Consider the following 12,663-nt stretch of genomic DNA (forward strand, 5'->3'; position numbering starts at 1 on the left):
AAAGGAGTGTGTAACGTTGAAATATGAACAAAATATTCCAGGTTATATGAGGAATTATTTAAATAATAAATCTAAAAGAAAATATATGGAAGCTGCATTAGGTATCTTATGGAGAATACCAAAAACAGCTCCTTTATATATGAGTGTATTAGGTGTTTTTCATTTATATTTATGGGCATTTTTTATATCTTCAGGAAATCCAGTGGATATTTCCTTCATAATTCAGAAGGAGGGTATAACAGGTGGAATACCCCGGCTGCTGCCATTAATAGTATCGCATTTTATGATGCTAATAATAGTCTCAACGCCCGGTGTGGTAATAATAATTTTAACATATTTAGCAGTGAAGTTTAAAAGTTGGGTTTATAAGAAAAGTGGGAATACATGGAATAAGCGTAGTTACATTTGTGGTTTTTGTTTTTTGGTTTTGAGTTAACTTTAATTTATTTAGCTTATGTGTTTTTGATTAGTGATTTTATAAGAAATTTTCATCTCAATACATCTTTTGTTTATTGGATTGAGTCAGAAAATATTCTTCCTCAACTAATAATTATATTTATATTACTTATAATTCCTATACTATTCTTTGTAAAATACCAAGAGGATAGTCGTAAGTTATCAATTTATAGAATAGTTTTGTGGGTAGCTATTCTCTCTATCTCAGTAGTCCCGTTTTCTATGTTTGGAGGTGTATATTCTAAGGGGTATGGTACTGAGTGTGTTTCTCTTGAAACTGAAGATAATATGATTGTGGATTCAAGTGCAAAGATGGGTAATGGGGAAGAAGGGAAAAAGATATTAAAGATTTCGGAAGTTATTCAATCAGGTGGTGGATATGTCGCTGATATACTGAGTGAAGGTAAAGGGAATAAAAATTATATTTTATCTAGTTATGTCTATTCTGAGGATAAGGACTACTTGAATATTATGGTTTTTTCCATTCGAGAATGGTATAAGGACGATGGGGAATATGATCGAACAGGGAACGACCTGTTAATTGACAATAAGGGTGAAGGGAGGAATGGGGTGCTAGTATCCATCAAAAAATCTTCTATTAAAAATAGATTCATGTCTACTCCCTTGTGTTTTAACGGTAATTAGCGAGGGAACACCCTATGAAAACTTTTTCCTATAACGGTTCTGCCGGGCAATTGACCGAAGTTCTCGACTGCGTCGAAACGTATTGTGAAGAACTCGTGATTACCCATGTTGGGCATGAGTCCATTGTGGTTTTACCTCTTTCTGAATACGAATCACTCCGAGAAACTATGTACCTGATGAATTCTCTGGCGAACGCTCGTCGCCTCATGGATTTGATAGCCCATCTTGAGCAGCATATTCACAAAACAAGAGCGGTTTCTTTATCTGAGGGTATTTGAACCGCTCTTGGATAAAGAAACCGCTCCCGAAATGGGCGACGACTCTATGTATATGTCCCTGCTGAACGTTACACCTGTTGACCGCTTAGATTTTGACCGATGGGGTTTTCCGTAAGATATTGCGGAGCGGCTGCCAATGAGGCTTCCTGCATCAAAACCTGTTGATCCTCGGGGCTCGTTGGGGAAGGCCAGCGACCATTAACCTGACGAAATACCAGCGCACACATAACCCGTTCACCTCGCAGATACCGGGACGTAAATGCAATCTTACGCTTATCTGCTGTCTTGAGAACCAACCATCCACCGGGATGCCCCGAGCTATACGCGTACGAATCAATCTCGTGAAAGGGGATGCGGGTAACTTTGCCGTACCATGTGCACTGCTCTATGTAATCTACGCCGGTTTCAACATACTGACGTTGGCCCATGAGAATTGCCCAGACGCCAAACACTAAGCAGATTCCAATAACCCCAAACGCCATATATGGAGGCATCGGATTACTGCCCGAGATCAAGGCTGGGGTGATAAGGGCAAAGAGCACTCCCACAGCAACAAGGAAATAACCACAAAATCTATACCAACCGGGCAGCTTTGCCCTGATTGTCCCATCGGGTTGAGGCTTTACCTGCGCGGCATGTTTTCTATAGAAGTAGCCGCTAACCGCACCGATACACACCAGAAGAATCGCAGTAATAATAAAAGTCATATATCCATAATACGTGTTCAAAAACTGAGGAAGGGGAGACCAGATACTTGCGGGACCGATCTTAGAGCAAGGTTTTCTTGCCCACCTCCAAATCTTTGCTGTTGTAGGCACCGTATCCGTTACCGCCGCAAACCCCGAGCTTTCGGAGTCTTCGCAAGGTACTGCTGAGCGGCTCTCATGGATGATTCCTCTCCCAAGACTCGTTGTTCCTCCTGGTTGTATGGGGAGGGCCAGCGGCCATTAATCTGGCGAAACGCCAACGCAGCAATCACCCGTTCACCCCGTAGAAAACGAGAGTTAAACGCTATCCTGCGTCTATCCGTCGTCTTAAGAACCAGCCAACCGCCAAGGCCCGCTGGACTATACGAGTACGAGTCAATCTCATGGAAGGGAATTCGGGTCACTTTGCCGTACCAAGCGCGGCGTTCGATATAGTCCACGCCGGTTTCAATGTATTGGCGCTGACCCATAAGAATCGTCACGATACCAAGACCGAAGGTCATAGCAGGAAAGCCAATCGCCATGTTTAGGGGCATAGGATTGCTGCCTGAACTTAAAATAAGTGAAGCAAAGGCTAAGAAGACTCCTGCTGCAATGAGAAAATAACCAAACGCGATGTACCAGCCGGGCAGCTTCGCTCGGACGGTTCCATCAGGCTGAGGTTTTATCCGCGCGGCATGTTGTCTGTAAAAATAGTTGCTTCCCGCACTAATACCTATCAGAAGAACCAACGTAGCGATAAAACTCATACCATCATCATACGTGTTCAAAACCTGCGGATTGGTGCAGAAATAACTGGAGAAACCGACCCAAGTGCATGGATACCTGAGCTTTATTGCTTCCCTATCAAGCTTTCTGTACATTATACTGTACGGAGAAGGAAGGTGTTTATGAAAACCATGTCTTACACCGAGTCGCGGGCTCGGTATGCTGAAGTACTTGACCACGTTGAAGATCACCGTGAAGAGGTTATTATTACACGTGCCGGGCATGAACCGGCAGTCATTCTCTCATTGTCTGAGTACGAATCTCTTCAAGAGACTGCCTACCTCATGCGTTCCCCGGCTAATGCACGTCGTCTTATGGAATCCATCTCCCGTCTTGAAGCTGGTCTTGGGTCTGAGCATCAGCTGGTTGAGGAATAGTCGTGAGAATTATTTTTGACGATTCAGCATGGAGCGACTATCTCTGGTGGCAGGTGCAAGATCGGAAGGTTCTCAAGCGCATTAATCTACTGATCAAAGATGTTGAGCGAAATGGTAATGAAGGTATAGGGAAGCCTGAAGCTCTCAGACATCAATTTTCAGGCTGGTGGTCACGCAGAATTACTGATGAACACCGTCTCGTATACAAGCTTACTGATGACTCTATTGTCATAGCTTCATGCCGATATCACTATGGCGCGTAGAAGGGTTGGGTGTTGCCACAAGATTCAGAATCTTGTGGCAACACCCAACCCTTCGAGGAACGAAAACCTAGATAGAGCTCGCCGAAAACCTACCTTTTCACTTGCTCCAGCGCCTCGCGCTGAGCCTTGGCGATGCGCTTCTCAGAGACCGTGTACGCCGTGCCGAGTTCCTGGGCGAAGAAGCTCACGCGCAGTTCCTCAAGCATCCAGTTCACGCGGGCGAGCGCATCGGGAATAAGAGTCCCCTCGGGCAGCGACTTGATAGCAGAATCGTAGGAATCCTCTAAATCCTGCACCGTGAGCATGAGCTGATTATCTCGGTTCAGGTTCGGTCCCAGCTTCGTCAAGCGTATCTGCGCTGCCTTCAGATAGCGCGGCAGGTGAACCAGCTGATCGTACCCGGTGTTCGCCACGAATCCGGGGTACACCAGATTATCGAGCTGCCCCTTCACGTCTGAGACGGCGTGCATGGTGCTCAATGAGGTTGCTTTCTTAATGGCTTTGCGCAGCGCCGCCGCTTCTGAGAGGATTTCGGCAACCAGCTTGGTGACCTCAAAGACGGTATCGATTAGTTCGGCGCGCACCTGCTCGAACAGCTCGCGGTACTCGGCACGCGTGAACACGGGCGTATGCGGCACCAGCTTGTCGAGCGCGGCAACCGTGCAGTCCCGAATCAGCTCATCAATCGAACCATGCGGGTTCTGTGTGAACACAATCTTCTCTTTATTTGACAGGTGATCGCTTACGTACCGCTCAGGTGAGGGCACCTGCAGCTGCAGAAGACGAATAATACCGCGCCGCTGCGAATTCACCTGCTCGGCCTCGGTGGGGAAAATACGGATGCCCGCGCTCGTTTTTTCGTCCACCAGCGCCGGGTATCCACTGACCGCCTGGGTCGCAATAATGCGCTGTACCTTGCGCGGAATCTCCTCGCCGGGAAAGTCAGTCAAGCCCGTGGTCTCACGGATAGAATCTTGCGATCCTATACCTTGAGCGGCGGTTTTCTCGGGTTTTGCGCCCGGATCTGAGCTGTTTTCCTGCGCGCCCTGCTGCGCCGAACCGGTTTGCGATGAGGCCCCCTGCGCGGAGTTCCCACCTGCGAGCGCCGCCATCTTCGCCACCGTATCTTCAGAAGCACCCAGCGAATCTGCCAGGGCGGAGCGAATCTGCGCATGGAGTTTTTGCTGCAGTTCACGGATATCTTTGCTTTCGCCCAGAATCTTATTGCGGGCATCGCGCACCTGGAACGTGAACTTCAGATGATCCGGCACGGACTTCCAGTCGAATGCATCCGGCTCAACCACCACGCCGCGCAGACGACGCAGCACCAGTGCGAACGAGGGCAAAAGCTCGTCGGTCGCGGGGGAGTAGTCAGCCTCCAGAGACTCCAACGCCATGCGTGCAACATCCGGGGCGGGCACAAAATTACGGCGAATCGCCTTCGGAAGCGATTTAATGAGTGCCGTTAAAAGTTCATGGCGCATCCCCGGAATCTGCCAGCGGAACGGCTCGGGAGTCAGCTGGTTCAAGAACAGAATCGGTACCTGAACCGCCACGCCGTCGCGTTTTGCCGCATCCGTGCGGGCACCGCCCAAACCTGCCCCCGGGGCGTATTCGTACCGCAAATCCAGGGTGAGTTCGCCGCCGTCAGTACGCTGTACCCACTGGCGCGGGAACTGCGAATCGTCATAATCGGCGGCATCCTCATTAATAAGGTTTTCCGGGTTGAAATCGAGCAGGTTATCGTTTTCTAAACGCGCGTGCTTCCACCATTTATCGAAGGAACGAACGTCCGTCACATGCTCGGGGATGCGCGCATTATAGAACTCGAAAAGCACGGCGTCATCCACTCGCAGATCTCGGCGGCGCAGGCGGGCCTCAAGCTCCTCAACCTCAGCCAGGGCACGCAGGTTGCGCTTGTAGAACTTGTGCTGGGTGCGCCAGTCGCCCTCCACCAGGGCGGAACGAATAAAAATCTCACGTGCAGCGGCGGCATCTACCCGGGAATACTGCACTGGGCGGTCGGCATAAATCGTCAGCCCGTACAGTGTGCCCTTCGTATACGCCACGGCGGCGCCCCGGCTTGCCGACCAATGCGGCTCGGAATACTGCTTTTTCAGCAGGTGCCCGCCCACTTCTTCAACCCACTGCGGCTCAATCGCGGCGTTTGTGCGCGCCCACAGCCGGGAAGTCTCCACAAGCTCGGCAGAAAGCACCCAGTCAGGGTTCTGCTTGAAAAGCCCTGAACCTGGGAAGATAGCGAATTTTGTGCCGCGCGCCCCCAGATATTCACGCGGGCCACGCGGGGCTTTGCCGTAGGTTTTCTCACGCTCCTCCTTAGCGCCCACATGCGAGAGCAGGCCCGAAAGCAGGCTCTTATGAATCTCAACCTCACGCCCCGACGCGTCAATATCGCGCCCGTTCGACACGCGGATATTCGCGGTGCGCCCCATCTCGCGCAGCTGGGCGAAAAGATCCTGCCACTCACGAATACGCAGAAAGTTAATAAACTCGCGGTGGCACATCTTTCGCAGCTGTGAAGAGGAAAGCTCAGCCTGGCGCTCATTAATGTACTGCCACAGCAGCAGGAACGACGAAAAATCAGATTTATCGTCCGTGAAACGGGCATGCATCTCATCGGCGGTGCCACGCACCTCAGCCGGGCGTTCACGCGGATCCTGAATCGTCAAAGCAGCGGCAAGAACCATCATCTCTTTAGCACAGTCACGGCGCGAACCCTCAATAATCATGCGCGCCAAGCGCGGATCAACCGGGAACGCACTCATTGCACGCCCCGTAGCGGTCAGCGTCGAGGTAGCACGATGATGCTTCCCCCTCTTATCCGTGCGCGCCGGTTTTTCAGAAAGCGCCCCAAGCTCACGTAGCAGATTCACGCCGTCATTAATCGCGCGCGATGCGGGCGGCTGCACAAACGGGAAACGCGCAATATCGCCGGGCTCACGCACCACGCCGATCGCAATCATCTGCAAAATAACGGCCGCCAGGTTCGTGCGCAGAATCTCCGGGTCGGTAAACTCGCTGCGCGACGCGAAATCCTCCTCAGAATACAGCCGAATTGCAATACCATCGCTCACACGGCCGCACCGCCCCGAGCGCTGGTTCGCGCTTGCCTGCGAAATCCGTTCGATCGGCAGGCGCTGCACCTTCGTGCGCGCCGAATACCGCGAAATGCGGGCGGTACCGGTATCGATCACATACTTGATACCCGGCACCGTCAGCGAAGTTTCCGCAACGTTCGTCGCCAGCACGATGCGCGGCCGACTCCCCGGCGTAAACACACGATGCTGCTCCGCGAGAGACAGACGCGCATACAGCGGCAGAACCTCATAGTTCATACGTGGGGACTTGGCAACCAAAGACTCTAAAGCATCGTGAGCATCGCGAATTTCACGCTCGCCCGAGAAGAAAATCAGGATATCGCCGGGCGCCCCCTTCGACAACTCCTCAACGGCGGCAAGGATTCCATCGGTTGGGTCACGGTCTTCGTCGCCTTCATCTTCATCAGCGTAGTCGTCCCCATCGAGCGGGCGGTAGCGAATCTCCACCGGGTAGGTGCGCCCCGAAACTTCAATAATCGGGGGAGCATCATCGGGAAGAATCTGCTCGGCAAGCTCACGTTCCTCATCGCTGAGAGAATCGTCTACCACACCCTTACCTGGCACGAAACTCGGTGCGAAATGCCTCGCGAATCGTTCAGGATCAATGGTTGCGGAGGTAATAATGACCTTCAAATCGGGGCGCTTCGGCAGAATCCGCTTCAGATACCCCAGAATAAAATCAATATTTAGGCTGCGCTCATGTGCCTCGTCAATAATGAGCGTGGAATACTTGCGCAGCAGCTTATCGTGCTGAATTTCGGCGAGCAGAATACCGTCCGTCATGAGTTTGATAGCGCTGTTCTCGCCCACCTCAGAGGTGAAACGCACCTGGTAACCCACGGTCTCACCAATTTTCTGCCCCAGTTCTTCGGCGATGCGCTCCGCCACCGAACGTGCGGCAAGGCGGCGCGGCTGGGTGTGCCCAATCATGCCTTTTTCAGCAAGACCGAGTTCCAAGCACATCTTGGGCAACTGCGTGGTCTTACCCGAGCCGGTCTCGCCAGCGACAATGATGACCTGGTGATCACGAATAGCCGTCTTAATGTCTTCGCGGCGCTCGCTGACGGGCAGTTCTTCGGGATAGGTAATCTCAGCGGGAATCAGCGGGTTGTAGGGACGCTGTTCGGGCCGGTCCCGGTGGTTCTTGTGATGCGCGCGTTTTTGCGGGTTTTTGGAGCGTGAAGCGTTATTTTTACGCGAGGAATTCTTGTGGGAAGTATCCCGCTTTGCACCTGGCTCTGCTGTGGAAGCATCGCCGGGTTTCTCACCGGATATTTGGGATGTGCGCGCGGGCTTTTGAGGTGCGCGCACCGGCGCCGCATGAATGGCAGCCGCCATGCTCGCCATACTGGGCGCGGTTCGAGTGGTCTTAGGAGTATCTGTGTGTTCGGTGGGTTTCTGCTCAGACATATTGTTACTAGTTTACTCTTCTGTATTTGGTACCCAAGAGGGACGTGCTTTCGGCGGAGACTTGTGTAATCTTGGAGCAGATACTAATAATCTCAAACGCAAAGGCAGGTCATGAAAATAAAACTGCGGGCTTGGCGGGAAGATGATGCCGCAAGACTCTATGACATATACCGTGCAACGCCCGATCTTGTACATCAGATGCCAGCTCTCGGTGGTGTAGAAGATGCACGTATTCTCATCTGCGAAGAGCTTCTTCCGTCTTCTGAACACATCCCATGGTGTTTGGAAGTTGATAACCAAGCTGCCGGGTGCGTAGGTTTCAGATGTATGGGGCGCCAGCCTTCTGGAACCTGGGATAGAGCTTGGGTTTACTACTGGATCTCGGCAGAAACCCGAGGGCTCGGTATAACAAGTAGATGCGTGCGTGCGGCGTGCGACTGGGCACAGAATATAGACGCGTCGAATGATAGCGCTGTATCACCTGGAAAACCCGCAGAACAAGCCAAGATCAGCTACGATTTCTCAGCTCTTACATCCGCAAGGTCCCCACGTGTTCGCCGTTTAGAGCTTGGGTACCGCACCAATAACCCTGCATCAGCGGCAGTGGCACGCCATATAGGGTTCGTGGTTGAGGGCGTAGAACGTGAAAAGTTCTGCTACAACGGCGTGCTCTATGATGCCGCCATAGCCGCGCGCCTTCACAGAGACGTGGACCATATGCTGGCAGCCACCTCATCGTCTGGAGTGTCGGCAGCGCAGCCCTATAAAGATTCAGGTTCTTCTTCCAGAGAACACGTAGAATCCTAAGGAACAAGCACCACTTTGCCGCGCACATGCCGGGAGCCCACAAGCTCATGAGCTTTCGCTGCCTGCTCTAGCGGGAAAGTCTGATCCACGTGAATTTTCACGATCCCCAGCGACATGAGTCGAGCAATCTCACCCAGCTGATAACGGTCGGGATGCACCGTCAGCCACTCTGCCGTAAACCCGCGCTCGCGTGCAGTCTCTAAAGGATCGGGGCTTGTGAGGGTCACGATTCGACCGCCCGGAACCAGTACATCCAAAGAATCTACGAAGGTTTGTGCACCCGTAGAATTCAGTACCACATCAAGGGTAGGACCTAGAACCTGCCGGAAATCTTGGGTTGTGTAGTCGATAAATTCTGCGCCCAAAGACTGTATAAACTCACGGTTTTTCTCAGAAGCCGTAGCGTAAACTGTAGCGCCAGCGTCGAGGGCAAGCTGAATCGCGAGATGACCAACACCGCCTGCGCCCGCATGGATCAGCACGCGCTCCCCGGAAGAAAGTTTCGCAACCTCAAAAAGTGCCTGGTATGCCGTCAATGCTGCCAGGGGAGCGGCACCCAGCTGCTCATCGGGAATATCTGCAGGGGCGTGCACAAGCTGATGGGCAGGAGCCAAAACGTATTCGGCATATGTCTTACCCGGATGCGGAAACTGCACCAGCCCGAAAACCTTCTCGCCTGGCTGGAATCCCGTGTAATCGCCCGCCGTTTCACAAACCAAACCGGCAACATCCCATCCTAAAACGGCGGGTTCTTGGTCAAGATTAATCAATGATGCCGCAGGGCCCAATCCCTTGCGCGTTGTAAGGTCTATAGGATTAACACCAGCGGCGGTAACTTTGAGAAGAACATGCCCGCGAAGGGGCGAAGGCATAGGAGTCTCTGTAAAATGCAGATTCTCGGGCTCACCCCATACGGTGAGCTGTACCTGGTGCATGGTCATGATGAGCCCCTTCTGCCGTGACGATAACGATTGGAAACATTCTCTCAAGCGCAGGTCACGGGGCAAAATAGCATGTCATAAAAGGCAACTCTCACACATGCCGTTTTCGTGGCGAGTGTGTGTATATCCTAGCTAAATTGAAGCCCTATAAGTTCCTGTAGCAGAGAACTATCAGCGCCGTGGGGGCTTATTGCCTAACTATAGAAACCCGGGAACCCTAGTATTACGCGATCTTCTGAATGAACGTTTCAATCTTTCCCGATAGTCGGTAAAGCATCTGTAGGTTAATAAGAACCACAGCGCTCAAGACCACGGTCAAAATAACTAATTTGAGGTAATCGATATGCTGGGTAGCAAAGATAGCGTATAAGGTAATAGCGTTAAACGGCATCGTAAATACTGCGGTCCTGCTGCCCGGTGCCCATCCCGGAAAGATAAACGCCTCGCGGATATGAAGGATAAGATGCAGGATATAAGCGATAAAGATAGCTGTGACGGTCTCAATGGAATCAAATATGACCCCGCTAAAAAGGATCAGACAAGCAACAATAAATTCTTCACCGATCATGGCGGCAATAGCTGCGGTTGAGGGGTAATGGTCTTGCCCCGCTATAAACATTTCGTCGTGGTACCGGTTATCGCTGGAGTACTTCTCGATATAGCGGCGCACGAAGATGATCTCCTCAAATTCGTGCACCATGAAGAGAGCGATCGTAATAAATGCAAAAGTGCCTATAGACATCCTAGCCTCCCAGGTTCCTGCATAGTTTCGTTTCTCCACGTTATTTCATGGTATGGCTCAGCGGGCTAATGTCAGTAGTTCAATAAAAATGGTCTACCCGCTGAAGCGGATAGGCCAATAAAAAAGTGCCCTTGAAAGGATTCGAACCTTCGACTTCTTGCTCCGGAGGCAAGCGCTCTATCCACTGAGCTACAAGGGCTGACATATGAAATTTTGGTTACCGCCTTGGCACCTCAACCGGAAACTAGGCGTTTCAGCCGCATACGGCGCACAAGCGAACCTCTATATCCTATCAGATGTTGCTAGAATATGTAGCTATGACTCCCGAAGAATTATCAGCAGCAATTGCTCAAGAACTCGATAAAACTATCGCATCCGGTCAGCTTACCCTCGCAGATAACGCAGAGCTTCCCCTCGCGCGCGTGGAACGCCCGAAATCTCGCGAACACGGTGACTGGGCGACTAATATTGCGCTGCAGCTCGCCAAGAAAGTTGGCAAGAATCCTCGCGAAGTAGCAGCTGTTCTTGCCGATAAAATTGCCTCAATTCCGGGAGTTTCAACGGTAGATATTGCCGGTCCAGGCTTCCTCAATATACCCCTGGATGCGGCTGCGGCAGGCACCCTCGCCGCCACTATCGTCGAAGCCGGGAAAACATACGGAACCAGCGATAAATTCGCGGGAAAAACCATCAACCTCGAATTCGTCTCGGCTAACCCCACCGGCCCCATCCACTTGGGTGGAACCCGTTGGGCGGCCGTGGGCGATGCGCTCGCCAATATCCTCGAAGCCGAGGGCGCAAATGTGGTGCGCGAATACTACTTCAACGATCACGGCACTCAAATTGATCGGTTCGTCAACTCGCTTCTTGCTGCAGCCAAGGGAGAGCCTACCCCTGAAGACGGCTATGCGGGCGCCTATATTACCGATATCAAAGATCAGATTCTCGCCCAACGCCCAGACGCGCTCGACGCCGAAAACCCCGCAGAAGTTTTCCGTGAAATCGGAACCGAGCTTATGTTCGCACAGATTAAAGATTCTCTGCACCGTTTCGGCACCGACTTTGATGTCTTCTTCCACGAAAACTCGGTATTTGAATCTGGCGAGGCCGACCGCATCATTGAGCAGATGAAACAGGATGGTCAGCTTTTTGAATCCGAGGGCGCGTGGTGGATGCGCACCACTGACTACGGCGATGACAAAGACCGTGTGGTCATTAAATCGGATGGTAATCACGCCTATGTTGCTGGAGATATTGCGTATTTCCGCAATAAAATGACCCGTCCTGAGAACCCTGCGGACATAGCCATCTATATGCTTGGCGCAGACCATAGCGGCTATGTGGGACGGCTCAAGGCTATCGCTCAAATCTTGGGGTACCGGACCGAGCAGATTGAGGTCATGATTGGGCAGCTGGTGAACCTTGTCAAGGACGGCAAACACGTGCGTATGTCGAAGCGCGCCGGTAATGTCGTCACCCTTGAAGACCTTGTAGAGGCTGTGGGTGTGGATGCGGCACGTTACGAACTGATCCGCTACTCGGTAGACAGCACAATTGATATCGATCTTGATCTGCTTGTGCAGAAGAGCAGCGATAACCCTGTCTATTATGTGCAGTATGCGCACGCCCGCACTGCGGCTGTAGAACGTAATGCCATTGATGCTGGCGTGCATCTTGCCGATGGCGTGGACACAGGGCTTCTGAATACGCCCGCAGATACTGAGCTTCTTGCAGTGCTGGGGCAATACCCGGCAACCGTGCGTACTGCAGCGGAATTCTACGAGCCGCACCGCATGAGCCGTTATCTGGAAAACCTTGCGGCGGCCTACCACAGCTGGTACGGCCTCTCGCGCGTGGCTCCAAAGGGCGATGAGCCAGTGACTGATCTGCACCGTACCCGTTTGCTTCTCAACAATGCAACACGTCAGGTACTCGCCAACGGATTGGGTCTGCTGGGGGTCACCGCCCCCGAGCGTATGTAATGCCGAACCGACCGGAAGCTGCGTACCCCGCCAACACGATGACGGGGCACGCGGCTTTTGTATATTGGTTTATCCGCTATCTGAACACCACCTATGAGCAGCATCGTGGCAGCAAGGCGTTCCGATATAGTGGTGATGGCATCACGAATCTGTGACCGTGACACAAGA

Annotated in this window: 13 protein-coding genes and 1 tRNA gene; 8 read left to right on the forward strand and 6 right to left on the reverse strand. The window is 52.1% G+C overall.

The window, feature by feature from the left end; translation table 11 throughout:
- The first annotated feature begins 16 nt into the window (after positions 1 to 16).
- Genes HMPREF2554_RS11375 through HMPREF2554_RS00475 form a run of 3 tightly spaced genes read left to right on the forward strand, consistent with a single transcriptional unit; the run spans position 17 to position 1,379 of the window.
- Positions 17 to 436 carry a hypothetical protein gene (locus HMPREF2554_RS11375; RefSeq protein ID WP_141744352.1) on the forward strand — a complete coding sequence of 140 codons (420 nt, stop codon included), beginning with the start codon at positions 17 to 19 and terminating at the stop codon, positions 434 to 436.
- Positions 406 to 1,101: a hypothetical protein gene (locus HMPREF2554_RS00470; RefSeq protein WP_013398859.1), complete on the forward strand. Its 696-nt coding sequence runs from the start codon at positions 406 to 408 to the stop codon at positions 1,099 to 1,101. Before HMPREF2554_RS11375 ends, HMPREF2554_RS00470 begins: the two co-directional genes overlap by 31 nt.
- A gap of 14 nt (positions 1,102 to 1,115) precedes the next feature.
- Complete coding sequence (locus HMPREF2554_RS00475; RefSeq protein WP_013398860.1) at positions 1,116 to 1,379, forward strand: type II toxin-antitoxin system Phd/YefM family antitoxin; 264 nt, start codon at positions 1,116 to 1,118, stop codon at positions 1,377 to 1,379.
- A 68-nt stretch (positions 1,380 to 1,447) separates the two neighbouring features.
- On the opposite strand, the gene HMPREF2554_RS00480 is transcribed toward HMPREF2554_RS00475, so the two are convergent.
- Positions 1,448 to 2,086: a hypothetical protein gene (locus HMPREF2554_RS00480; protein ID WP_013398861.1), complete on the reverse strand. Its 639-nt coding sequence runs from the start codon at positions 2,084 to 2,086 to the stop codon at positions 1,448 to 1,450.
- Positions 2,087 to 2,205: 119 nt separating this feature from the next.
- Positions 2,206 to 2,622 (reverse strand): hypothetical protein, encoded by a 417-nt coding sequence (locus tag HMPREF2554_RS00485; protein ID WP_244864689.1) that lies wholly within the window; start codon positions 2,620 to 2,622, stop codon positions 2,206 to 2,208.
- 354 nt (positions 2,623 to 2,976) lie between these two features.
- On the opposite strand from HMPREF2554_RS00485, the gene HMPREF2554_RS00490 reads away from it, so the two are divergent.
- Positions 2,977 to 3,231, forward strand: coding sequence for a type II toxin-antitoxin system Phd/YefM family antitoxin (locus HMPREF2554_RS00490; RefSeq protein ID WP_013398863.1), 255 nt, complete (start codon positions 2,977 to 2,979; stop codon positions 3,229 to 3,231).
- A 2-nt stretch (positions 3,232 to 3,233) separates the two neighbouring features.
- Positions 3,234 to 3,494: a Txe/YoeB family addiction module toxin gene (locus HMPREF2554_RS00495; RefSeq protein ID WP_013398864.1), complete on the forward strand. Its 261-nt coding sequence runs from the start codon at positions 3,234 to 3,236 to the stop codon at positions 3,492 to 3,494.
- Positions 3,495 to 3,583: 89 nt separating this feature from the next.
- On the opposite strand, the gene hrpA is transcribed toward HMPREF2554_RS00495, so the two are convergent.
- A complete protein-coding gene (gene hrpA / locus HMPREF2554_RS00500; RefSeq protein ID WP_013398865.1) occupies positions 3,584 to 8,023 on the reverse strand; it encodes an ATP-dependent RNA helicase HrpA in 4,440 nt (1,479 codons plus the stop codon).
- A gap of 111 nt (positions 8,024 to 8,134) precedes the next feature.
- Here hrpA and HMPREF2554_RS00505 point away from each other — a divergent pair, with 111 nt between their 5' ends.
- Entirely contained in the window at positions 8,135 to 8,830 is a 696-nt protein-coding gene (locus HMPREF2554_RS00505; protein WP_013398866.1) for a GNAT family N-acetyltransferase, read from the forward strand.
- Here the strand turns inward: HMPREF2554_RS00505 and HMPREF2554_RS00510 are convergent.
- The 3 genes from HMPREF2554_RS00510 to HMPREF2554_RS00520 form a co-directional block, all read right to left on the reverse strand.
- Positions 8,827 to 9,771 (reverse strand): NADP-dependent oxidoreductase, encoded by a 945-nt coding sequence (locus HMPREF2554_RS00510; protein ID WP_013398867.1) that lies wholly within the window; start codon positions 9,769 to 9,771, stop codon positions 8,827 to 8,829. The genes HMPREF2554_RS00505 and HMPREF2554_RS00510 overlap by 4 nt on opposite strands.
- Before the next feature lie 223 nt (positions 9,772 to 9,994).
- Positions 9,995 to 10,513, reverse strand: a complete 519-nt coding sequence (locus HMPREF2554_RS00515) for an HXXEE domain-containing protein (RefSeq protein WP_013398868.1) — start codon at positions 10,511 to 10,513, stop codon at positions 9,995 to 9,997.
- Positions 10,514 to 10,639: 126 nt separating this feature from the next.
- Positions 10,640 to 10,712: transfer RNA gene (locus HMPREF2554_RS00520), tRNA-Arg, on the reverse strand.
- 118 nt (positions 10,713 to 10,830) lie between these two features.
- Here HMPREF2554_RS00520 and argS point away from each other — a divergent pair.
- Together argS and HMPREF2554_RS11645 are read left to right on the forward strand one after the other, a co-directional pair.
- Entirely contained in the window at positions 10,831 to 12,495 is a 1,665-nt protein-coding gene (argS, locus tag HMPREF2554_RS00525; RefSeq protein WP_210395998.1) for an arginine--tRNA ligase, read from the forward strand.
- A complete protein-coding gene (locus HMPREF2554_RS11645) occupies positions 12,495 to 12,650 on the forward strand; it encodes a hypothetical protein (RefSeq protein WP_013398870.1) in 156 nt (51 codons plus the stop codon). The genes argS and HMPREF2554_RS11645 overlap by 1 nt, the downstream gene beginning before the upstream one ends.
- The last annotated feature ends 13 nt before the right edge of the window (positions 12,651 to 12,663 follow it).

This window comes from Rothia sp. HMSC071F11 (assembly GCF_001809115.1).
Lineage (GTDB): Bacteria > Actinomycetota > Actinomycetes > Actinomycetales > Micrococcaceae > Rothia > Rothia dentocariosa.

Excerpts from the sequence above, each read along its gene's own strand:
- HMPREF2554_RS00475 (WP_013398860.1), top strand. The coding sequence starts at position 1,116 with ATGAAAACTTTTTCCTATAACGGTTCTGCCGGGCAATTGACCGAAGTT.
- HMPREF2554_RS00480 (WP_013398861.1), bottom strand. The coding sequence starts at position 2,086 with ATGACTTTTATTATTACTGCGATTCTTCTGGTGTGTATCGGTGCGGTT.
- HMPREF2554_RS00485 (WP_244864689.1), bottom strand. The coding sequence starts at position 2,622 with ATGCCCCTAAACATGGCGATTGGCTTTCCTGCTATGACCTTCGGTCTT.
- HMPREF2554_RS00490 (WP_013398863.1), top strand. The coding sequence starts at position 2,977 with ATGAAAACCATGTCTTACACCGAGTCGCGGGCTCGGTATGCTGAAGTA.
- hrpA (WP_013398865.1), bottom strand. The coding sequence starts at position 8,023 with ATGTCTGAGCAGAAACCCACCGAACACACAGATACTCCTAAGACCACT.
- HMPREF2554_RS00505 (WP_013398866.1), top strand. The coding sequence starts at position 8,135 with ATGAAAATAAAACTGCGGGCTTGGCGGGAAGATGATGCCGCAAGACTC.
- HMPREF2554_RS00510 (WP_013398867.1), bottom strand. The coding sequence starts at position 9,771 with ATGACCATGCACCAGGTACAGCTCACCGTATGGGGTGAGCCCGAGAAT.
- HMPREF2554_RS00515 (WP_013398868.1), bottom strand. The coding sequence starts at position 10,513 with ATGTCTATAGGCACTTTTGCATTTATTACGATCGCTCTCTTCATGGTG.
- argS (WP_210395998.1), top strand. The coding sequence starts at position 10,831 with ATGACTCCCGAAGAATTATCAGCAGCAATTGCTCAAGAACTCGATAAA.
- HMPREF2554_RS11645 (WP_013398870.1), top strand. The coding sequence starts at position 12,495 with ATGCCGAACCGACCGGAAGCTGCGTACCCCGCCAACACGATGACGGGG.